Annotated in this window: 17 protein-coding genes; 9 read left to right on the top strand and 8 right to left on the bottom strand. The window is 37.5% G+C overall.

Features of this window, described 5'->3' with window-relative positions:
* Positions 1–499 precede the first annotated feature (499 nt).
* Together WG904_RS04105 and WG904_RS04100 are read left to right on the top strand one after the other, a co-directional pair.
* The gene (locus WG904_RS04105; RefSeq protein ID WP_339578016.1) at positions 500–2128 is read left to right on the top strand and encodes a site-specific DNA-methyltransferase; all 1629 of its coding nucleotides are present in this window, start codon (positions 500–502) and stop codon (positions 2126–2128) included.
* Between the two features lie 3 nt (positions 2129–2131).
* A complete protein-coding gene (locus tag WG904_RS04100) occupies positions 2132–4765 on the top strand; it encodes a DEAD/DEAH box helicase (protein ID WP_339578015.1) in 2634 nt (877 codons plus the stop codon).
* A 295-nt stretch (positions 4766–5060) separates the two neighbouring features.
* Here the strand turns inward: WG904_RS04100 and WG904_RS04095 are convergent, their stop codons facing one another.
* Positions 5061–8729 (bottom strand): T9SS type A sorting domain-containing protein, encoded by a 3669-nt coding sequence (locus WG904_RS04095; protein WP_339578014.1) that lies wholly within the window; start codon positions 8727–8729, stop codon positions 5061–5063.
* A gap of 4 nt (positions 8730–8733) precedes the next feature.
* Positions 8734–9306, bottom strand: a complete 573-nt coding sequence (locus WG904_RS04090; protein WP_339578013.1) for a hypothetical protein — start codon at positions 9304–9306, stop codon at positions 8734–8736.
* 111 nt (positions 9307–9417) lie between these two features.
* Here WG904_RS04090 and WG904_RS04085 point away from each other — a divergent pair, with 111 nt between their 5' ends.
* Together WG904_RS04085 and hisS are read left to right on the top strand one after the other, a co-directional pair.
* Complete coding sequence (locus WG904_RS04085) at positions 9418–10581, top strand: DUF418 domain-containing protein (protein WP_339578012.1); 1164 nt, start codon at positions 9418–9420, stop codon at positions 10579–10581.
* A gap of 57 nt (positions 10582–10638) precedes the next feature.
* Complete coding sequence (gene hisS / locus WG904_RS04080) at positions 10639–12168, top strand: histidine--tRNA ligase (RefSeq protein WP_339578011.1); 1530 nt, start codon at positions 10639–10641, stop codon at positions 12166–12168.
* A gap of 43 nt (positions 12169–12211) precedes the next feature.
* Here hisS and WG904_RS04075 read toward each other — a convergent pair whose 3' ends face one another.
* The 3 genes from WG904_RS04075 to WG904_RS04065 are packed head-to-tail and all read right to left on the bottom strand — an operon-like array spanning position 12212 to position 13880.
* Positions 12212–12946 carry a class I SAM-dependent methyltransferase gene (locus WG904_RS04075; RefSeq protein ID WP_339578010.1) on the bottom strand — a complete coding sequence of 245 codons (735 nt, stop codon included), beginning with the start codon at positions 12944–12946 and terminating at the stop codon, positions 12212–12214.
* A 56-nt stretch (positions 12947–13002) separates the two neighbouring features.
* Complete coding sequence (locus tag WG904_RS04070; RefSeq protein WP_339578009.1) at positions 13003–13482, bottom strand: nuclear transport factor 2 family protein; 480 nt, start codon at positions 13480–13482, stop codon at positions 13003–13005.
* A gap of 2 nt (positions 13483–13484) precedes the next feature.
* Complete coding sequence (locus WG904_RS04065; protein WP_339578008.1) at positions 13485–13880, bottom strand: response regulator transcription factor; 396 nt, start codon at positions 13878–13880, stop codon at positions 13485–13487.
* Between the two features lie 159 nt (positions 13881–14039).
* Here WG904_RS04065 and WG904_RS04060 point away from each other — a divergent pair, with 159 nt between their 5' ends.
* From WG904_RS04060 to WG904_RS04050, 3 genes are all read left to right on the top strand, one after another.
* On the top strand, positions 14040–14459 hold the full coding sequence (locus tag WG904_RS04060; RefSeq protein ID WP_339578007.1) for an OsmC family protein: 420 nt from the start codon (positions 14040–14042) through the stop codon (positions 14457–14459).
* Between the two features lie 95 nt (positions 14460–14554).
* Positions 14555–15874, top strand: a complete 1320-nt coding sequence (locus tag WG904_RS04055) for an alpha/beta hydrolase (RefSeq protein ID WP_339578006.1) — start codon at positions 14555–14557, stop codon at positions 15872–15874.
* Between the two features lie 171 nt (positions 15875–16045).
* The gene (locus tag WG904_RS04050) at positions 16046–16492 is read left to right on the top strand and encodes a KTSC domain-containing protein (RefSeq protein WP_339578005.1); all 447 of its coding nucleotides are present in this window, start codon (positions 16046–16048) and stop codon (positions 16490–16492) included.
* Here WG904_RS04050 and WG904_RS04045 read toward each other — a convergent pair.
* Positions 16459–17250, bottom strand: coding sequence for a Rossmann-fold NAD(P)-binding domain-containing protein (locus WG904_RS04045; protein WP_339578004.1), 792 nt, complete (start codon positions 17248–17250; stop codon positions 16459–16461). The two genes, WG904_RS04050 and WG904_RS04045, sit on opposite strands and share 34 nt — an antisense overlap.
* 92 nt (positions 17251–17342) lie before the next feature.
* On the opposite strand from WG904_RS04045, the gene WG904_RS04040 reads away from it, so the two are divergent.
* Positions 17343–18191, top strand: a complete 849-nt coding sequence (locus WG904_RS04040) for a DUF2911 domain-containing protein (RefSeq protein WP_339578003.1) — start codon at positions 17343–17345, stop codon at positions 18189–18191.
* Positions 18192–18231: 40 nt separating this feature from the next.
* Here WG904_RS04040 and WG904_RS04035 read toward each other — a convergent pair whose 3' ends face one another.
* Both WG904_RS04035 and WG904_RS04030 read right to left on the bottom strand, forming a co-directional pair.
* A complete protein-coding gene (locus WG904_RS04035) occupies positions 18232–19944 on the bottom strand; it encodes a sodium:solute symporter family protein (RefSeq protein WP_339578002.1) in 1713 nt (570 codons plus the stop codon).
* 93 nt (positions 19945–20037) lie between these two features.
* Positions 20038–22413 carry a PIG-L family deacetylase gene (locus WG904_RS04030; RefSeq protein ID WP_339578001.1) on the bottom strand — a complete coding sequence of 792 codons (2376 nt, stop codon included), beginning with the start codon at positions 22411–22413 and terminating at the stop codon, positions 20038–20040.
* A 47-nt stretch (positions 22414–22460) separates the two neighbouring features.
* Here WG904_RS04030 and WG904_RS04025 point away from each other — a divergent pair, with 47 nt between their 5' ends.
* Positions 22461–23060 carry a hypothetical protein gene (locus tag WG904_RS04025; RefSeq protein WP_339578000.1) on the top strand — a complete coding sequence of 200 codons (600 nt, stop codon included), beginning with the start codon at positions 22461–22463 and terminating at the stop codon, positions 23058–23060.
* Positions 23061–23138: the final 78 nt, after the last annotated feature.

The raw sequence follows: 23138 nt of genomic DNA, 5'->3' as shown, positions 1-23138 counted from the left end.
ACAGAATGAGGTATATTATTCTCATTCAAGTTTAATTTTTAGTTAATTATGTGAGTCCTAACGCTAATTTCCAACAATAATAAGGAAATTAATTCAAAATAAATAGGGGTATAAAATAAAATACAAAAGAAAACGTTGCCTAAAAGTTGTAAATCAACTAATAAAGCAGTTAGGAGTAATTAAGTATATAGTTAAGGGCAAAAATTATTTAAAATTTAATATTGAGGAAATGTTTTGGAAGGCAAAAGTTAAATGCACTATATTTACCTCAACAAAAAGAAAAATTATAGATTAGAAATTAAAAAAGACATATAAAATAAGCGTTTAGCGAAAAAACCTGTATTCTGAAAGTTCGAAATATTCAAAATACCTACAGGGAAGTTTAAGCTAGCGCTCACGGTAAAACGTGGGCGTTACTTTGCTTTGTAGGTATGGGCTTCGAACCCCACAGAATACGAGCATTGTAACTAACCCGCGTTTTTTTGTGCACTAAATTTTTATGCCTACACTCCATTGGATTGGTAAAAATAAAATCATTAATCATCATTTAGAGGTTCCTTATAAAGTACTAAACCACAAGTATAGTTTTTCTGGCACTGTAAAAAGAACTACTCCAATTACCGACGGCAACATGATTATAAATGGCGATAATCTCGAAGCTTTAAAATCTCTTTTGCCTAAGTACGAAGGCAAAGTAAACTGTATCTATATTGATCCACCTTATAATACGGGAAATGAGGGGTGGGTGTATAATGATAATGTAAATTCTCCACAAATAAATAAATGGCTGGGGAAGGTTGTAGGGAAAGAAAGTGAAGATTTAACACGCCATGATAAGTGGTTGTGTATGATGTATCCTCGGTTAAAATTGTTACATAAGTTGTTAGCAAATGATGGAGTAATATTTATTTCTATTGATGATAATGAATTAGCACATTTAAAGACAATTCTAGATGAGATATTTGGCGCATCTAACTTTATAGATTATTTCTGTTGGACGAAAACGTCTACACCGCCTAGTCTGGCTAATAAATCAAGAAAAACTGTTGAATACATAGTTTGCTACGAGAGAAAAAGAACAAATTTTAAATATATCGCAGAATTAGGAGATGGAGGAGATGCTCCTCTGATAAACTCTGGAAATCCATTGACTAAAATTAAATTCAAAAAGGAAGATGTTTTTTTTAAAATGGAAGATTGTGAATTTCCTTCTAAACAGTATGAAAAGGCCTACTTACATCAAACCATAAAGATAATTAATGGTTATTCGGATGTTGATTTTGAGCTAAGCAGCAATTTCAAATGGATACAAAAAACATTAGATTTTGAAGTTGAGCAAGGAACCAAATTTGTTATTAAATCGGATATGTTTTCAATAAGATTTTTAAGACTAGCAGAGAGTTTTAAAGCCCCGACTAACTTACTTAAACAAAAGTACTTCTCGGTTACATTAGATAAAAAAAATGACGATATAGATACTAATGAAGGAGCAAAAAAAGAACTAGAAAAGATTTTTGGAAAACAGATTTTTGATTACCCTAAACCAACTTCTTTGATTAAGTTCTTTATTAATTTAGTTGAAGACAAAAACTCCATCATCCTCGATAGCTTCGCTGGCTCTGGTACCACGGCTCATGCTGTTTTAAATCTCAACAAACAAGATGGAGGCAATCGAAAATTTATTTTAATCGAAATGGAAGACTATGCACAAACCATCACTGCCGAAAGAGTAAAACGTGTAATTAATGGCTATGCCGATAAAGAACCAACTGGTGGAAGCTTCGATTATTACACATTAGGAGAACCGCTTTTTAATGAAGATAATAACCTCAATGAAATTGTAGGAGAAGAAAAGATAAGAGAATACGTGTGGTTTACCGAAACAAGAGTGAGTTATTCGGGAGATAACACAAGTCCTTATCTCGGATCACATAACGATACCAGTTATTATTTTATTTATGATGGGGATGGTTTAACCACCTTAGATTACGAGGCTTTGGCAGACTTTGTTAAACATAAAGCAGAGCGATATATCATTTATGCCGACAACTGTTTACTCCCTGAAACATTTATGAGAGAAAAGAACATTGAGTTCAAGAAAATTCCTCGAGACATTACCCGGTTTTAGCTTATGGAATTAAAAACCTACCAAAAGCAAGTAATAGACGATTTGCAGGAGTACTTTTCTCATCTCCAAGAACATAAAAGGGCCGATAAGGCTTTTAATTCATTTTGGCAAAAGGCAGGCAATTACAATCCAATAACAGGTGAGGGAATGCGTCCATATCAGAATACTGTCCCTGGTGCTGTACACCTGAGCATTAAAGTGCCAACTGCTGGTGGAAAAACATTTATTGCTTGCAATTCGCTTAAAACTATTTTCGATGCAATGCCCGATTATAAAACAAAAGCGGTTGTTTGGCTAGTGCCCTGGAGTAACTTATTAGATCAAACTGTAAAAAACCTGTCTAGTCCGGATCACCCGTATTGCCAAAAGCTAAATTCATTATTTAATAATAGGGTACAAGTATACGAGAAGAAGGAATTGTTACAAGGAGCGAGTTTTAATTCTTCAAGCGTAAAAGAGCAGTTAAGTATTATGGTGATGAATTTTGCATCTATAAGGGCAAAAAATAAGGATGATCGTAAGATAAATGAACAGAATTCTAATCTCGCAAATTTTGCTGATTCTATAGACGAACGTTTCGTGTTAGAAGGGACAGAAAAGGAAGCATTAATTAATGTTATTCGCAGCCTTAATCCAGTTTTGGTGGTTGATGAGAGTCATAATGCAGAAAGCGATTTGAGCATTGAAATGCTTAAAAATTTAAACCCTAGTTTCATACTCGATTTAACGGCCACCCCAAAACAGAATGCAAATATAGTAAGCTTAGTTTCGGCAATGGAGCTCAAAAAAGAGCACATGGTTAAATTGCCAGTTATTGTTTACAATCATCAAAACATAGAAGGGGTTATCGAAAGCGCTTTACATTTGCAAAGGAAACTAGAAAATGAAGCGATTAGTTTAGAACAAAATGGTGGAAAATATATTCGTCCAATTGTTTTATTTCAGGCCCAATCGAAGGTGAAGGAAGATAATACTACATTCGAAAAACTAAAGGCTCAACTCACAGCTGTTGGCATCCCAGAAGAGCAAATTAAGATCAAAACAGCTAATAAGGATGAACTAAAAGGCGTAGACTTAATGAGTAAGGAATGCCCAGTTAGATACATTATTACCATAAATGCTTTAAAGGAAGGTTGGGATTGCCCTTTTGCTTACATTTTAGCTTCCCTTGCAGATCGGTCTTCTGAAGTTGATGTGACGCAAATTTTAGGTCGTGTTTTACGCCAACCGTATGTAATGAAACATAACAGCACGATGTTAAATCTTTCTTATGTAATAACAGCATCCTTAAAATTTCAAGATACACTCCAGAACATTATAAAAGGATTGCAACAATCGGGATTCAGCGAAAAGGATTATCGTGATAAAGATATAATGACTGAGGTAGTTAGGGAGGAAATTAAGCAAGTAACACTAGAAGATTATTTATTTCCTAAACAAACCCAAGTTCAATTAGAAGATGTTGGAGTCGATATTGAAAACATAAAGTTCAATTTGGCAGTAGATCATCCGTCCCCTCCAACTGCATTACTTGAAATTGAAGCTATGGCATTGGTGCAACAAGAACAATTCCAAGCACTGATAGAAAGTCAGTCGTTATCCAATTCTCCTTTTCAAATTTTTACAGAGGTGGGCATAAAAGTAAAACAATATCGAATGCGTGAAAGCGTGGCAAAGCAGGCTATGGAAATTGTTTTGCCGAAATTTGTAATCGAAACACCAAAGAATGAGTTTTTATTGATGGATGAAGGAGGTGTTGAAATGTTAGATAGAGTTAACCTATTAAAGCATTTTAAACTTTCTGATAAGGATACTCAAATTCATTTTAAAAGTGTTTCTTCTGATTTATATAAGATTGACACCGAAGAAATAAGTGAGGGAGAGTATAAGATGAGCCCTTTTAAGATTGAGGGGGATGTTCAACAACAAATCACAGATTACATTTTGGCAAAGCCGAGAGAAGGGCAGATTAAAGATTTGACCTATTTTGTAATTAAACAAATTGGTAAAATGCCTCCAATTGCTGAAAATGAGATTAAGAAATACGTATTCCGAATTTTGGAGAATATGTCTGCTCAAGAATTACAAGATTTTAATCAGTATAAACTATCCTATAGTGATTTAATTAGAAAAAAAATAAATGATTTAGCAGACTTAAGTGCTGAGGAAATATTTAACGATTGGATACAAACAAGTAGAATTAAAGTACAACCCATTTGGAAATTTGAGGAAATCATTGTTCCTCCAAGAATTGGAAATGATATAGGCAATTCGTTATATGCGCACGAAGCAGATATGAATGGTTTGGAAGAACAATTTATTAGAGAAGTTTCAAGTGCCCCAAATATTTCCTTTTGGCATAGAAATTTAGTTAAAGGGAAAGGCTATTCGCTTAATGGATATAAGTCAAATCACTATCCAGATTTTATAATCGTCACAAAAAGTAATAGGGTTATTTTGGTAGAAATCAAAGGTTCAGATCGAGACAACTCCGATAGTGCTGCAAAACTTAGGCTGGGAAAAGCTTGGGAGCGATTTTCTGGCGCTAATTATAACTATATGATGGTATTCGATAAGAATGCAATCGATGGTGCATATTATTTAGAGAAAGCAGTTTCCTTAATTAAGCAAATGTAAGGTAGAGGTTATAGAACATATCTTTAGCCGAATGACTAACGCGCTGCATATCATTATCAACTATACCACCTTTGTTAATTATCTCAACTTGGTTAGAAGCTAGTTTGTCTTTGAATAATTTATAGACTTCAATTACATCGGACGTGTAAAACTGGTTTTTGGTTTCGCCTCAATAGGAGGTATGACTAATTACTTGCCACTCTAAAATAGTCGTAGCATTTTCAATCCGCTGATCTAAAGAAATGGAAACTAATTAAGCAAAGGCAGTTTTAAATTATAAGAATGTAACCGTAAATTAATCCTTCACCACCTTATGAACCGTTTTCGAATTCCCAATTGATAGTGTTAATACATACAAGCCTTTATTTAATTTAGACACATCTACCCCTACTTGCCCATATTCTGATAGGTGCATGCTGCTGTGCATCAATCTTCCATCGAGCGCATGAATTTCTACTTTAACAGGGTTCTTTTCGCCGCCGCCAGTGGCGATATTTAATCTATTTTTTACGGGATTAGGATAAAGCGAAACGCTGTTGCTGGTTAAAAATGTTTTCGTAATTACACCCTGACACGTTTTGTTTGAAGCTATTTTAACAATGTTATTTCCTTTAACTAATGGAAGCGTGATTTCTTGATCGGTAGTGGTAATTAATTCACCATTAAGCTCAATAACGTATCGCTCGCCACCTTCTAATTTTAGGAACACCGAATTCCCATTATCTTTAATGCTAGAATATACCGCTAAGTCTTTTGGCTCTCTCACCACTACATCGAAACATTGTTTGTAGCTAGGCTGCTCAGCCACGGTAACACATACATTGTATGTTCCGGCATCAAGGTTATTTACAGCTAATACTGAATTAAAAGGATAGGCTTTTGGTATACCATTTACTGTAACCATTGCTGTATAGCTTAATATTTGCGTTGCTGTAATATTTATGGAGCCATTGTTACTGGTTTTGCAAGTCTCGTCGGTAGATTTAACAGTGAAATTGCTTACTGGAATATTAAATACCACATCTAAATTTTGGGTAACCTCAGGAGCTGCATTGATGTTTGCATTACCCACTTGCGATGCGGTAATTACAGCAGCTCCACCTGCAACGATGTGCACCTTTCCACTTACAATTGTAGCTACTGCGGTATTCGAACTGGCATAGGTAACTGCTAAACCTGAACTAGCGATGGCATTCAAATCAAAATCTGCATCGGTATGGTTTTTAAGTGCTATTTGAGGAAAAGTGATCGTTTGCTGAAGCTTATTTACGGTTAAATTAACCGAACCGCTAGTTGCATCGTAAGTTGCATTACCTGCTTGCGATGCGGTAATTGATGCCGTTCCAGCACCAACAATGTGAACTTTATTATTTACAATAGTGGCTACATCGGTATTGCTACTGCTATAGGTAAGTGTTAAACCTGAACTTACTGTAGCATTTAGATCAAAATCTGCATCGTTAAAGGTTTTTGTGGCAATTTGAGGCAAGTTTATCGATTGTACGAGCTTGTTTATCGTTAAATTAACGGTTGCGTTAACTACAGCAGCATACGTGGCATCGCCCGTTTGGGAAGCGGTAATAGTAGTTGTACCTGCGCCAACAATGTGTATTTTACCAGCAACAATAGTGGCAACATCAACATTACTGCTGGTATAGCTAATGGGCAATCCCGAACTTACGGTGGCTCCAGGATCGAAGTCGGCTGCGGTAACATCTTTAGCGTTAAGGCTAGGAAAGTTAAGGGTTTGCGTTAGTTTACTAACGGTTAGTACAACTTGTTTACTTGCCGATGCATAAATTAAATTACCAGCTTGCGTAGCGGTGATGATAGAAGTGCCGGCACCAACAATGTGTATTTTATTATTTACAATGGTAGCCACATCTAAATTGCTGCTGGTGTAGGTTATAGGCAAACCAGAATTAACGGAGGCACCAGGCTCGAAATCGGCTTCGTTAACTTTTTTGTTTGTGATTTCTGGAAAAAGAAGAATTTGAGGTAGGTTACTTACTTTTAATTCGTACGCAATACTTGGAGCAGCATTATAATTGCCATCGCCGTTTTGTATTGCTGTAATGGTTGTTCTACCGGCAGCAAGAATATGAACAATGCCATTGCTTATGGTGGCAACTGCTGGATTCGTGTTTAGATAGGTTACCGGTAAACCAGAATCAGCCGTGGCATCGAGCGTAAAATCGGCATCGGTAGTTAGTTTTGCAGGTATGCTGGTAAACGAAATATATTGAGGTGCTTTGCTAACCACAAAAGAAAGATCTATGGTTGCTGGATGATAAATCGTATTCCCTGCCTGAGCAGCAGTTATCGTTGTTGCGCCCGCACTAACGATATGAATCATATTATTTATAATCGTTGCTACATTAAGATTGCTGCTCGAATAGGTAATGGGTAAACCACTGCTCGATATAACCCCAGGGTCGAAATCTCTTTCCCCAAAGATTTTTGTAGGTAAAGGATTGGTAGATAAGTTTTGGGCTAACTTGGATTGATAGGTAAAACCAGAAAGGATAGCGCTGCCACCCGAGGTAAATACCGTAATATTTCCGGTTGCCCCTGATGCTACTACCGCTGTAATTACGGTAGGCGATACTACCGTTACAGAAGTTGCTCTAACCGAACCGAAATATACTTCTGCAGCGCCCACAAAATTGGTTCCGGTAAGGGTTACGATATCGCCATTAGTAGCTGTTGTAGGTGCAAATGCGGTAATTGTCGGTGCTGGTGTGGTAATTACACCAGTACACGATCTGGCACTCGCAGCGGCGCTGTTAGTAAGCATATATGTGCCACCCTCAATGGCTTCGGGCGTTAAACTCCTTCTCATGGTACCCGGAGCGGTGGTATGGTACATGGGGTCGCCCATGTTATTAACATGAACCAAACCATGGGCATGACCAAGTTGGTGCAAAGCTACGGTTTCGAAGTCGTACTGGTTCGGTGCGGGAGGACCGCTAGAAAAATTCCAATTTAATGAGCTATCAAAAGTAATATCGATATCTACCAACTCTAATTCTCCACTTGTACAGGCTCGAAAATGTATAGCCGTATAGGCAAGTGTGCCGACAATAATATCTGCTGGTGGACCAAATCTAATAACATTCACATTGTCTGTTGCTTCTACATTAACCGAGGTGTTCGAACCCATTTGCCAATTTATACCCGTAGCCGATTTCCAGGCGTTAAATGCTCTCGTAAAGGTAGCGTTGGCATCGGCATTGGCTGCAAAATTATTCTCCATCCTAAAGGTATAGCCCCCAATGCCATTGGTATTGGCTAAAATTAAAGGTACGCTACTGGGCGACCCAAACACGGCATATTTAACGTTCAGCGAACCCGAAGAGAATACCCAATTACCATTAATAAGCACAGCTATTTGCCCAGAACCCGCACTTTCATTTACCCTAACCACAATTCTAGTATCCGTCCACGATACCACAGATGCCGCACCAACCCACGAATTCGTGCTGTTTTCGCTCGAAGCTCGGGTATGTACCGAGCCTTGGGCAGTGCCAAAACCCGTTCCATTTATGGTTAATAAACTTTGCGTACCCGCCGCAATAGAGGTGGGGCTAAACGAAGAAATCTGTATAGCATTGGCAACGGTTAAGGTTGATAAAATAAAAAAGCGTACACCTGCAACCGCAATCATCGGACTACCGGTTGCCGCACGTGCAGGCACCCTTACTTGAATTTGAGTATCTGTCCACATTAAATAATCGCCACTTAAAGGTAAAACCGAACTTTGGTCGAACGTAAGCTCTCTTGGAAATGAAACATAAGAAGTGCCCCTCGTAGCACCAAAACCCGAACCCGTAATGGTTAAAATACTACCGGTATTAATAGTTTTTGGCGAAAAATCGGTTGTTTGACCACGGCTCACTCCAGAAAAAACCAACAGTAGACCAATAACCAATGAGAAAAATAGATTTAGTTTTTTAAGAGGCATTTTTTTAGATCTTGAAAGGAGCTTTTTGGACAATTTTAACGTTTATTTTGGTTTGGGACATAATTTTCTGATACAGATCTGCACCCACATGTTTGTATTGGTTAAACAAATCGGCAGCACTTCCATCCGTTAAATTATATTTAATAAAGCCTTGAATACCAGCATAGGTTTTAAACTTAGGAAGGTTAGCGCCTGTTGTTAATGCCTTTGTGTTTGGTATAGCTGTAAAAACACCGGTATCTCCAATGTTTAAGGTGAGCATATTCGTAACGCGTTCTATACGGTCGCCAACTACGCCGCCCATCGTAATCATTTCCACTTTGGTAGACGCTAATTGACCCTTAAATAATTTATATACCTCGACAACATTGGAGGTGTAAATGTTGGCTTTCGTCTCGTCCCAATAAGAGGCCTGGCTAATTACTTTTCCTTCTAAAATAAGAGTCGAATTTTCAATTCGTTGCTGTAACGAAACGGGAACAAATTGAGCAAAGACTTTATCAGAATGTAGAAAAAGTATAGCGAGCCCAATGATGACTATAAATACATTTATTTTTAGCGTAGAAAATGAGCGCATAGGTGAGTACTACGTATTTAGTTGGTTGAAGATAAAGGATTCTTTCAGAAGGAGAGTATTTATTTTGAAATAAATCCTATACCTTTAGTTAACCTCTTAATTTTTAACTAAATGGATAATGCACTCAATCAACCCATTCAACCGAACCAACGAATTTTAATTGTAGACATTCTTAGAGGATGGGCACTTTTTGGAGTGGTGTTGATGAATTATTTCGACTTCTTTACCTTGGGCAGAAATTGGGAAACATTTAAGCCCGATGTATTAACAAATGTGTTAATTTTTATAACCAGCACGTTCTTTGCGGCTAAATCGTGGACCATGCTAAGTTTACTTTTTGGATATGGTTTTGCCGTATTGATGAACAATGTAAGAGAAAGGGGCCATAATCCCTACGGGTTTTTCGCCGGGCGTATGTTTTGGCTCTTGATATTGGCAGGAGTTAACAGTGCTTTATTTTTTGGAGATATTTTGAAGGATTATGCCGTGCTTGGCTTTGTGATGTTGATTTTTTATCGAAGTTCTGCAAAAACAACCTTCATCACGAGTATCGTTTTGTTAATAGCTACACCCGCAATTGTTGCTTACGTTAACACCTTACCAGATAGCGGATGGGCCACTGCTGCAAAATTATATCCGATGTATCAAAGTGGAAATTTGTTAGACGTTTTAATCTTCGGATTAAAAGCCACTTTTTTCGCTCAAATGATTAGCAAACCTTACCTTATTTCGGTGCATGTGGTGATGATGATTTGCTTTTTGTGGGGCTTTTCCTTATATAAAATTAATTTCTTTAGCGAGTTAAGCACTAAAATTAGCTATATAAAAAGGACGTTTTGGATTAGCTTAAGCATTGCCATTTTTTTATTGGTGTTTTTTACGATTGCAGGAAAATTGAAATGGACTTTTTTAGAACATTATCGATTGCGCTATTGGCTAATTTTATCGACCATGCTATGGATTGTGAGTTCAATGTGCTGGTTAGTTGTAAGTGGTAAATTAAAGTTATTCTTTGCCAATTTATCAATTATCGGAAAAATGACGTTGACCAATTACATGGTGCAAAATTTAGTCGGTTTGTTGGTGTTCTCGGGCTTTGGTCTTGGGTACTGGAATACAAAGCCCCTATGGTTTTATTTATTGCTTGCCGTAGTCGTATATAGTGCTCAAGTATATTTCAGTAAATGGTGGCTTTCTAAATACAACTATGGTCCTGTAGAGTGGATATGGCGACAGTTAAGTTATCGGAAACACTTGCCTTTGAAGAAGGGTTAAGCGACCTTTTCCATCTTCCATCTCACATTTTCCATCTAGTTTCGTACTTTTGCCCACATGTCTATTAATAAGCCAAGTTTACCAAAGGGAACCAGAGATTTTTCGCCACAAGAAATGGTGAAACGCAACTATATTTTTGATACCATTAAAGCGGTGTTTAAAAAATTTGGCTATGCTGAAATACAAACCCCAAGTATGGAAAATTTGGGCACCTTAACAGGAAAGTATGGTGATGAAGGCGATAAGCTTATTTTTAAGATATTGAATTCAGGTGATTTAATTGATCAAAAACTCCTAAATCAATTTGATGAATTATTAAAAGCATTAGAAGCTGAAGGTTATAGTGTCAATAAAATTGTTGACGAGAAAGCTGTATATAGCGATGTTATCTCTAAAAACTTAGAAGAAGCTATGGTTAGAATGATAGGGTTTGGCGAATATGATAAAGCAAGTCCTTTATATCGTAAAAGTAATAAAGATTTAGTTTACAAAATTTCAGAAAAAGCCCTTCGTTACGACTTAACCGTGCCATTTGCCCGTTATGTAGTGATGCATCAGAGCGAAATCTCATTTCCTTTTAAACGCTTTCAGGTACAACCCGTATGGCGTGCCGACCGACCGCAAAAGGGGCGTTACAGAGAATTTTATCAGTGTGATGCCGATGTGGTAGGCTCTTCATCCTTGTTAAATGAAGCGGAGTTTGTGCTCATTTATCACGAGGCCTTAACCAATTTAGGTTTAAAAGATTTCGACATCAAAATTAACAACCGCAAGATTTTATCTGGCATAGCCGAAATTATCGGCAAGCCCGAATTAATCGTCGATATGACCGTGGCGATCGATAAACTCGACAAAATTGGCTTCGAAGGGGTTACTAAAGAATTGGTAGAGCGTGGTTTTACCGAAGCCGATATCGATAAGTTACGGCCGGTTATTATGCTAAAAGGTTCGAATGAAGAAAAATTAGCAAGCTTAAAAACTGTTTTAGCCTCATCTGCCATTGGCTTAAAAGGAATTGAAGAAATCGAGATAGTATTCGAATACTTAAACCAACTTCAAACTCCAACCTCTAAACCTCAAACTGAATTGGATATTACCCTTGCTCGTGGGTTAAACTATTACACAGGGTGTATTTTCGAAGTTAAAACCAACGAAGTGGCAATGGGAAGCATTGGTGGTGGTGGTCGTTACGACGATTTAACGGGAATGTTCGGATTAAAAGATTTAACTGGGGTTGGAATTTCTTTTGGCGCCGATCGTATTTACGACGTGTTAGAAGAGCTACGTCTTTTTCCTATCTCGGCGGCTCAGGGCACAAAAGTGTTGATTAGTAATTTTGATGCTATTGCCGAAAAATATGCATTGCCTTTATTGCAAAAATTAAGAACGGCAAACCTTTCGGCCGAGCTTTATCCATCAGCTGCAAAGCTTAAAAAACAAATGAGCTATGCCGATGCCAAGAACATTCCCTATGTAATTTTAATTGGCGACAGTGAAATGAGTAGCGGCCTTTTAACATTGAAAGATATGCAAAGCGGTGCACAGCAACAGTTAACCATCGAAGCAATTATTGAAAAGCTGAGTTAATAGATATGTTTACTTATATGGTTATAAACGCAATTAATCTATCTTAAATTTTAAAAACCTTTAAAATAAGTGGAAAATGAATGCTTCTTATTTGTTGTTCTCCCCAAGCTTTTTTTAAACCTTCAAATACAAATTCGATTGGATTTTTATCTTTTGCTTTGATATAATGCTGCAAAGAAGACCACGTTTCTAAATAACCGATCAACTGATCGAAATTCCAGTCCGTTATGATTTCAAAACGTGGACTTTCGATTTCTTCGAAGGGAAAAGGAATGTTGAGATAGCCATTTTCGATATGTTTTCTTTCCGTATCCCAATAAGAGCCTAAAATTGTTTCGTATAGGTGGTAAACAAGGGTGTCGATTTCAGGGCTTATCTTCATCAATCCATAACCGAAGGTGGCAAATACCCCATTCGGTTTAAGTAAACGCTTTACTTCTAAAAAAAAATCTTCGAAATTGAACCAATGGATGGCTTGTGCAACGGTAATTAAATCGAATTGATGATCCCCAAAATCGGTATGCTCTGCTGCCTCTACTTTGTAGTGAATGTTTGGAAGTTGAGGGGCTTCACCTAATTGTTTGGCACTAATGTCAGTAGCATAAACGGTTTCGAAGTGCTTTGCTAGCTCTACTGCAACTTGGCCATTTCCAGTTGCACAATCCCATGCCCGTTGTTTTTGATCAACCTGATGTAACAGGAAATCATATAACGCTTTTGGATAGGTAGGCCTGAATTTAGCATATTTTGAAGATTGAGCTGAGAAATTGTCTTTCATAACGAAAAGCGGATTTAAGCATTTAGAAATTAAGATTGTTGAGACTTAAGTTTTAACTAATACTCAAGGCTAGCTAGCCTAAAATTCTCTAGATTTTTCATTGCTTGAGCCGAAACTTTTTTGTTTAAAAAGCTAGTCCACCCCAATAGCATACCGGTTAGCCCTAATGCCTGTTTAGCCCAAGTGTGGAAGTTAAAATTATCGGTATGCTTAACAATTTTTCCGTTTTCGATTTCAAAAGTGGCATCGATACGATTAATCACTTTTTTTCCTGTTGCCGAGAAGGTATAATAAGCGTCCCAATGTGCCTTTGCGGTGGTATCTGTTGCAGAAATATCCTTGAATTCTAGACGAAAATCTTTTCCTTTGGTGATAAGCATTTGCCACATTGCTTTAACCTCTTGAGCATTCAGGTTTTTAAATACTGCATCACTGAAAGTTGCTTTATCGGAGTAGCAATCTTGCATGCCTTTAAAATCTTTGTTTTTAAAACAAATGTAAAAATGCGCGATTAATTTTTCGTTTGCGATACTCATAGTTACAAATACGTTTTGCCAGCCAATATTCCTTCAATTTTATCTAATAAATCGTCGATGTCGAAAGGCTTAGCTAAGAATCCGTTGGGCTTATGCTCCCCATGCTGGATGTTTTCGGCAGTATATTTAGCAGAAATCATCAACACAGGAATAGCTGAAGTTACTTTGTTATTTCGAAGTTGCGTTAATAATTCACGTCCATCGGCATCGGGCAACATGATATCAAGGATCATCATGTCTGGCTGAAAAGCACGAATATGATCCATCATATCTGCGCTCTTGTTTAATCCAGCAACTTTATAAGCCTCACTTTGAAGGATTAAGGTAATTACATCCAAGATTGCATGATTGTCTTCGATAACCAGAATATTCTTATAGTGTTTAGTTTTGTTTGCCAATGGTTAAATAATTTAATTTTTATGCAAATACATTTTTATGTAATGATTTTTAAACATACTGAATTTCTAAGAAATTAGCTTTAAATTTATTTTCAGAGGGTAGTTACCTGAAAACAATTTATGTATAAAAATAGTTCATTATTAAATTAGAAACAAAAAATGAAGAGAAATGCAACTGCTGTTTGGAATGGCACAGGAAAAGATGGAAAAGGAACATTAACCACACAAAGTGGAACATTAACTGATACTCAATATTCGTTCAAAAGTCGTTTCGAAGAGGGTGTGGGTACTAACCCCGAAGAGCTTGTTGCAGCTGCACATAGTGGGTGTTTTTCGATGAAGCTAAGTTTTAATATTTCTGCAGAGAATATTACACCAGAAGAAATTGTAACTAAAGCCATTGTAAATCTAAATCCTGAAAAGGGAGAAATTACCGATATACATTTAGAGGTGAAAGTGAAAGCCCCTGGTTTATCGAAAGAAAAATTTGATGAGCTAGTGGCGGATGCAAAAGCCAATTGCCCAATTTCGAAACTTATGAATGCTGAGATCACGATTGATGCAGAATTACTAGCATAAAATTCACACAATCTATGTTTTCACAATTTTTAACACTAAAGGGTTTTTATTATTATTAACTTTGGGTTCCTCTAACTGTGGGGTAATTTAATGTTATGAAGAAAATCTTTTTATTGGCGTTTTTAGTTTTCCTTGGTAAAGTTTCGTTTTCGCAAAATGTAATCAGTCTTTTTAATAAGGCGAATAACTTTTTCTATTATATGGAAGAAGCGAAATACGATAGCGCACATATGTATTTTGATGAAACCGAGCAGGCTAAAATTTCTGCAGAAGATTTAAAGAAGATTTGGACAGCTATAAAATCAAAATTTGGAAATGTTAAATCGCTAGAGGCGATACAAAGTAAGGTACAGGGGCAATTTTTTTCTGTAGTTGTTGAGGGAAAATTTGAAAACGATGATCAGAATTTTATATTGGGATTTAATAAGTCCGAAAAATTAGTAGGCCTATATACACTTCCAAAACCTGTAACCTACACGCTGCCAAGTTATGCTGATACCGCCATGTATCAAGAAAAGTCAGTATATCTGAATACAAAGGGACATCAATTAGCTGCGGTAGTTACTACCCCAAAAAACACAAACAATTTTCCCATAGTTGTGTTGGTGCATGGTTCGGGACCAAGTGATATGGACGAAACTATCGGAGTTACTAAGCCATTTAAGGATATTGCATTGGGGCTAGCTGCAAAAGGAATTGCTTCTGTTCGTTACGTGAAACGTACTTTATTGTATCCAGGCGATTTTACCAAAACATTTACCGTAAAGGAAGAAGTAACCGACGATGCATTGGCCGCTATTGCAACAGCAAAAACCGTAAAAGGTGCAGATCTTAAAAACATTTATCTTTTTGGACATAGTTTGGGCGGGATGTTAGCGCCACAAATGGCTACATTGGCGCCAGAGTTGAATGGTATAATTTTAGCTGCCGCACCAGCTAGAAAATTAACGGATATCATAATAGAACAAAACAAATACTTTTTCGATCTTGCTAAAGATACTACAGCCAAAGGAAAGAAAGAATTTGATGCCGTACTCGCAGATGTGGCTAGAAGTAGAGTTAGCGAACTTGGTGCCATGAAACCTGATTCGGTAATTATTGGTTTACCCGTTTCGTATTGGATAAGCTTAAATAGCTACGATCAGGTTGCTGTTGCAAAGAAGTTAAATAAAAGAATATTCGTTATTCAGGGCGGAAATGATTTTCAGGTCTCGCAGAAAGATTATGCCCTATGGGATGCTGCATTGAACAAAAAGAAAAACGCTAGCCTAAAATTTTATCCAGAGTTAAATCACCTGCTAACTCCTCAAACCGAAAAGGGAACTGCTGCACAATATCAAATACCCGCTAATGTATCTGAAAAAATGATTGATGACTTAGCGCTATGGATTAAAGGGCAACCAATAATGAAGTAAGTGTTTTGCCCTCTAAGGCATCTTAGAAAATCTAAGTAAACATCGGCCCCGACTATACCCCTGACCTTAAGCTGCCTTAAGATTTCTTCGACGGTAAAAAATAAAGTCGCTATCAAAATTAGTCGATTTCTCTTGCAATTCTTCCTCATAATCAGTACCTTTGCACGAATTATGAAGAAGGTAGGCGATTACAGAAAAACTTTAGGTGTTACTAAAGCAACAGATCTAAAAGAAATTAAAAGCATCTATAGAGGGTTGATGAAAGATTGGCATCCTGATAAATTTTCTGAAAGTGCCGAAAGTATGCAAGCTGCCGAAGAGAAAAGCAAGGAAATTATCGAAGCCTACACTTTTTTGGTAAGCATTGCTCCTGAAACATTGGAGCATAGTAAAGAAGAGTACATTCAAACTACAAGCTTATCTAATATTCAAGATTTTCAGTTTAAAGATCAAATTCTACGTATCGATTTTTTTGATGGAAGCGGTTACGAGTATTTCGACGTGCCGAGGGCTATCTATATTAAACTGGTAAATGCAGATTCGCCAGGAAGATTTGCTAGACGACACATCTACAACGAATATCCTTACAGAAACGTGAGTAAGTTGACCATGGCATAGACCTTAGGTACATTTACACTCTCAATTTTCTTCCAATCTAACAACTCATTTACAAACTCTGGTTTTTCGAAGCCCGAAGTAATGCAGGCCCTTGTATAAAAATCGGCCCGAGTAGGATGCGTTGGCGCTACACCATGATAGATTAATCCAAACGCTTGCTGTTGTAAAATGGCTTTCGTTAATCCGATGCAATCCTCTAAGTGAATTAAATTAATAGGGGCTAACCCATTGGCTATTGCCTTTTTTCCCGCAAAGTGTTTCGCTAAATCCCGGTTCGGACCAATTAATCCTCCAAAACGAATTATCGTTGTGGTAAACGTCATGTTTTGCCTTAAAAGCGTTTCTGCTGCGAGTAAAAATTTACCAACCTCACTAGTTGGTTCAGGAATAGTGTTTTCGTCTACACTAAAGTTTCCATCTTGGTAAATGCCGGTAGAACTGATAAATATAATCTGCTTGCTTTTGGTTAAGGTACAAATTGTTTTTATTTGATCAATTGGGCTTAACTTTCCCTCCTCTCTTCTGCGAGAAGGAATACAGATCACAAGTACATCACTCGTAAAAAAAGACGAATCAAAAACATCTTTTTCGTTAGCTATATTTACTAAATATGGCGCAATCCCATGCGCTTTGAGCAATGCTAATTTGTTTTCACTTGTCGTAGATCCTTTAACAGCATATCCTTCAGCAACTAGCGATTTCGCAAGTGCCAAGCCATACCACCCACAACCTAAAATACTAACAGTTTCTTTTTTCAAAGTAAAATTTGTCGTGCCAAGATAATGAGAATTATGGATATTGAATAAGATATACCTATTTTAGATTCAGAAATAACAGTAATCAAACAAAAATGAAAACATTTATTAGATCTATTTTAGTGCTTTTTGTAGTGCTGGGCCTCCAAACTGAAAGTAATGCTCAGGAACTTAAAATGCCGGCTCCAAGTAGTACGCAAACCATTATTCAAGAATTTGGATTGGGTAAAATTACATTAACCTATTCTAGGCCAAGCGTTAAGGGCCGGAAAATTTTTGGGGGTATGGAACCGATGGATAAAGTTTGGAGAACAGGAGCAAATGCTGCTACAATAATTACCTTTACGGAGCCTGTTAAAATAGAGGGAAAAGATTTGCCAGCGGGAGAATATGGTTTATTCTCTATCCCTAATGCTAAGGAATGGACAGTTATTTTTAGTAAAAACGCCAAACAATGGGGCGCTTATACGTACGACCAAAAGGATGATGTTTTGCGCGTAAAAGTTAAGACGAATAAGCTGAAAGATAAAGTAGAAACCTTAACCATGCAATTTGCAAACGTAACTGAAAGTAAGGCTCAACTTCGATTAATGTGGGAAAACATGTCTTTTGCCATAAACTTAACAACTGATGTTGATGCCAAAACCATGGCGAATATTGCAGAGGCAATGAAAGGCGAGAAAAAACCATATATGCAAGCGGCAATTTACTATTTTACCAATGGGAAAGATTTGAAAACTGCTTTGGACTGGATGATGGAAGCGGATAAAGCCGACCCGAAAATGCCTTGGACGAAGTTGTGGTTGGGTAGAATGCAGCTTAAATCTGGCGATAAGGTTGGTGCAGCTGAGAGTGCAAAAGCTGGCGTAGAAATAGCAACTGCAATGAAGAATGATGAATATATTCGATTAAATACACAATTGTTGGAAGAGGCGAAGAAATAACGTAGGAATTTAAAATGACTGTATAACCTCTGGCTCAATTTTAACTAGCCGTTTCACTAGCTGAAGCGGCTTTTTTTAGAATCAGTTTTTGAATAATTAAGGATAGGAAGACCACCAATAAACAGCCTATTACATTTAACCACAAATACGCCACAACCTCTTTAAATCCGCAAATGCAAACAATTACTTCCGTTAAAATAGCTGCAGAAAATACAGCTTTCGCACCTACATTTTTTAGATAAAATGCCACCACAAATATCCCCAAAATAGTTCCATAAATAAAGGAACCTAAAATGTTTACCGCCTCTAATAAATTGCCAATTTTACTCGTAAACAATGCCATAAGAATACATATAATCCCCCAAATTATGGTTGCCCAACGCGAAGCGCTCACATATTGCCCATCTGTGGCGTCCTTATTGAGCAATCGCTTATAAATATCAATCACGCTCGTAGATGCTAATGAATTTAATGCACTGGCAGTTGAACCCATCGATGCTAGGAAAATGATGGCGATTAGCAAACCGATTAATCCTTTAGGAAGGTATTCGGTAACAAAGCTTAAAAAGATATAATTATTGTCGTTAACTGCCGCTTTCGGATCGTTCTTCAACATTAATGAAGTTAAGTCAGCTCGTATGGTTTTGGTTTCTTCGTCAGCTCTCTTTACCGCCACGCGTTGCGCATCAATCGCCTTTGTATCATTAACCGCTAAGGCTTTGTCGAGTTTAATTACCTCTTGCTTTTTTGCTTCAAAAACTTGATTATAGTTTGCTGCTATTTTTTTTAATTCGGCTTTGTAAGGACTTTGCTCTAGTTTATTTAATTCGTAACTATTAAAAAATAATGGCGCTTTATTGTATTGATAGAAGGTAAAAACAAGTACGCCAATGAGCAAAATTAAAAACTGCATTGGTATTTTAACTAAACCATTCATCAATAAACCTAATCTACTCTGGTTAACCGAAGCACCAGTTAAATATCGCCCTACCTGACTCTGATCGGTACCGAAGTACGAAAGTTGCAAGAAAAAACCGCCAATTAAGCCACTCCAAACGGTGTAAGGATTATTCCAATCGAAATCGAAGTTGATGGCATTCGTACGCCCCATTTTACCTGCAATGGCAATCGCTTTACCAAAACCCACCTCGCCTGGCAATAGGTGCACCACCATTATTCCTGCCGCAAATAATCCACAAAAAATAATACTCATTTGTAAAAGCTGTGTATAGGAAACCGCTTTTGTGCCACCATATACGGTATAAAACACCACTAAGCTGCCAATAAACAGGGTGGTATAGGTAGTGTCTATGTTAAGGATGATCGATAATATAATTGAAGGGGCATAAATGGTAATTCCAGTAGATAAACCCCGCTGAATAAGAAATAGAAAGGCTGTTAATGCCCGTGTATTTAAATCGAAACGTTGCTCTAAATATTCATAGGCGGTGTACACTTTTAGTCGATGGAAAATAGGTACAAAAGTAATGCACAGTACAATCATCGCCAGTGGCAAGCCAAAATAGAATTGAACAAAGCTCATTCCTGATGTATAGGCCAAGCCTGGGGCCGATAAAAATGTAATTGCACTTGCCTGAGTGGCCATCACCGAAAGGCAAACCGTATACCACGGTAAACTTTGGTTACCTAACAAGTACGAATCCATGCTTTGTGCACCTCTACTTTTGTACACACCATAGCCAACAATAACGAGTAAGGTGGCTACTAAAACTGCCCAATCGATGTTACTCATCCGAAATGTTTAGTAAACGCATAAAATAATGCAATTAATACCACTAGCCATGCCACTAATAAAACGTAGAATTTATTGAACCCTTCTTTCATTTTAAGGTTGTTTTGGGGCTAATAAATTTGCAAATAGCCGATAAGCTCCTGGTACTCCTGCAGGTAGTTCTCTAAAGAAAACTAACGAAGTGTATACAAACTTTCCTTTACCGTAATCGGCAATAAGCAATGATCCATCTGACGGGGCCTCGCCTCTATCGTTCATGCCTAATAATGTGGTGTAATTAGGGTCTATTTCTGTTGCAAAATAGAGACCACGTTCTTGCACCCAACCTTCGAAATCTTTGTCGGTTATTTTATTCGGATAATTTAAAGCAGCATGCTGAGGGACTAAAATATTCACTTTGGCATCTTCTTCAGTAACCCTTTTATTGGCTAGTTTAAAGGGATAGGGGCCAATGTTTTGCGTTTTAAGATTCGTGTTTACATTGTATTGAACAAGTACTGTTCCTCCATTTTTTACATAGCTTAATAACGTTGGCTGAATACTTTTTACTTCTTCGCTAATGTTGTATAAGCGAACCCCGGTAACAACGGCATCGTATACCGAAAGATCGTTTGTTAGAATTTGAGCAGGTGTTAAATGGGTAACCTCATAGCCTGTTTGTTTTAAGGCATCGGCTACTAAATCGCCGGCACCATCAATATACGCAATTCGTTTACCAACAATTCTTAGATCAATTTTTTCTACGCTTGCCGCTGCTTGAGGGAAGATCGTAATGTTAGGAATATGATCATAGCTGATTGTTTTTAAACCCTTATCACTAAGTGAGCCATTTGTATTTACTTGCAAAACAAGCCTGCCACTGCTTGTTTCATTTCCTGGGGTGATGGTAAAATTAATAGTTTGTTCGTCGCCTTTTCGTGCGAGATTGAAGTCGATTTTTTCAGGATTACTTTTCCAACCTTTCGGCAATTTTGGCGTAACAAAGCCACTGCTTTGGCTACTGAAGCTTCTTAGCTGCACCGTAACTGTTTTCGGCGTATTCCCATTAAAAATATAGGCTTTCTCACTTAAAGTAGCCGTTACGCGAGGGGCTAAAACTAAGGGTTGGTATTTTTCGCCCTTAATAGGGTCGGTAGCTTTGTAAACTATCGGACTATTGAGTTCAATTACTTGCCCGTTTATGGTTACTCGCACTTTTACACTTAATGGATTTGGATTTTCGGGATAACCAACCAACGTTTGTTTCTCGATAGAAAACTGCCCAATAGGATGATCTTTTCTTAACCAATAGGGTTGCGTACTATTTTCATCCGCCGAGGCGATTTTATAATCGTTGCTCATCAATTTATTATGCTCAAGCACAAGTGTCTTTTTGCCGTCGATGGTTAAAGAAATAGGATAATTTGTTTTTACTCGAGCAATGGCTTGGATTTTTATGGGAATCGAGTCGCCTAATGCATACGTATTTTCTGTTGTATTGGCTTCTATCCAAATTCCTGCCGATCCTAAAATAAGTTCGTCTAAGAGCTGGTGATTAAAAATTTTTCCTTTTAGGCGGGCTTTAAGATTCAATAGTTCTTGCAGACCAGCATTGGAGGGTAGAATGCCATCAGTATTTTTAAGGTCTATGCCGTCAAAGAGTGATGTTTTTGCCGGGTCGCCAGCTACATGACTAAAATATTCAAAGGCTTCGCCACGTTGTAGCGTAGAGCCGAAACCTTGACTTTTATGGTTCGTTCTGCTAATTGCAGCAATCTCGCCATAGCTTTTGCCTAATATTGGGTTGAATAGGCCCACATCAATTTTTAGTTGGTCGGCTGCGGTGGTATTTGTACTCCCAAAATTAAACGTATTCCAAACTAAGCGTTTTGCTTGCCAAACACTAACGTATTTAAGCTGCTCAGGAAAACGTTTTGGGTCGGCAGCGGCCGAAAAAGCTTCTCTTGCAAGGATAGCCGAGCCCGCATGATGCCCATGGCCCGCTCTCGAATCTTCTGGAAACCGAGTGATAATTACGTCGGGTTTAAAATTCCGAATCACCCAAACCACATCGGATAGAATTTGTTCTTTTCCCCAAATCTTAAAGCTTTCTTCCGATGTTTTAGAAAACCCAAAATCGTTTGCACGGGTAAAAAATTGTTCTGCGCCATCCACGCTGCGCGCTGCAAGCAATTCTTGTGTACGTATTAAACCTAATAATTCGGCTTGTTCATTTCCAATTAAATTCTGCCCACCATCGCCTCTTGTTAGTGATAGGTAGCCTGTTCGAACTTTGACCTCTTTAGCCAAGTAGGCCAATAAACGTGTATTTTCATCATCGGGATGCGCAGCGATATACAGTACACTACCCTTAATGCCTAATTTTTCGATGCCTGCGGCAATTTCTCCGCTGTTCATTTGCCGCATTTGCGCCTTCAGTAAAAACGGAAAGCAGCTAGCGATTAAGAATAAATAAAATCGGATATTCATAACATGGTTTAGATGTACTAAATTAGCGAAAAAATCGTTATCAACGCATGAAGAACATACTACTCCTTATTCTATCTGCTATAATTGTTACAAGCTGTGGAATAAATAAGCAAGCCCAACAAATTAAGGCACTCGAACAATGTGAGTATAAATTTATAGATGCGAGTAAGGTAACTGTTGCCGGAACAGATATAAAAAAGTTAGTCGACCAGCAGCGCATTAATCTAGCGAGTTTACCTGCACTAGCTTTAGGATTTTTACGTCAAGATATACCCTTAAAAGCATCCTTGACCGTTGAAATCACCAATCCTTCGACTAATTTGGCTGCCATTAATAATTTCGATTACATCATTTTAATTAACAAGCAAGAAATTGCAAATGGGGTTGTAGATCAACTAATACAAATTGAACCTGGACAGAAAACACAAGTTCCGGTGCAATTAAACGTTAATATTTATCAATTTTTGAGCAATGGAAAAACGCTCGAAGAAATTACAAAATTCTTAGCTGGTTCTTCAACAGGAACTCCTGAAGTGGGTTTGGTAACCATCAAAATTAAGCCATCTATCCGTGTCGGAAATGAACTGGTTAAATACCCAGGCTTTATTACCATCGATAAAGAAGTGAGCAACAAAATTCTATTGTAGCTACACGCATTTCGTCACATTTTCTTTAAAGTTTGTCACATTTCTAATAATGCTGCGTCTTGTTGGTAGAAATTAGTA

The organism is Pedobacter anseongensis, assembly GCF_037482965.1.
In the GTDB taxonomy this organism is placed as follows: domain Bacteria; phylum Bacteroidota; class Bacteroidia; order Sphingobacteriales; family Sphingobacteriaceae; genus Pedobacter; species Pedobacter anseongensis.
This window is presented reverse-complemented; position numbering and strand designations above follow the sequence as displayed.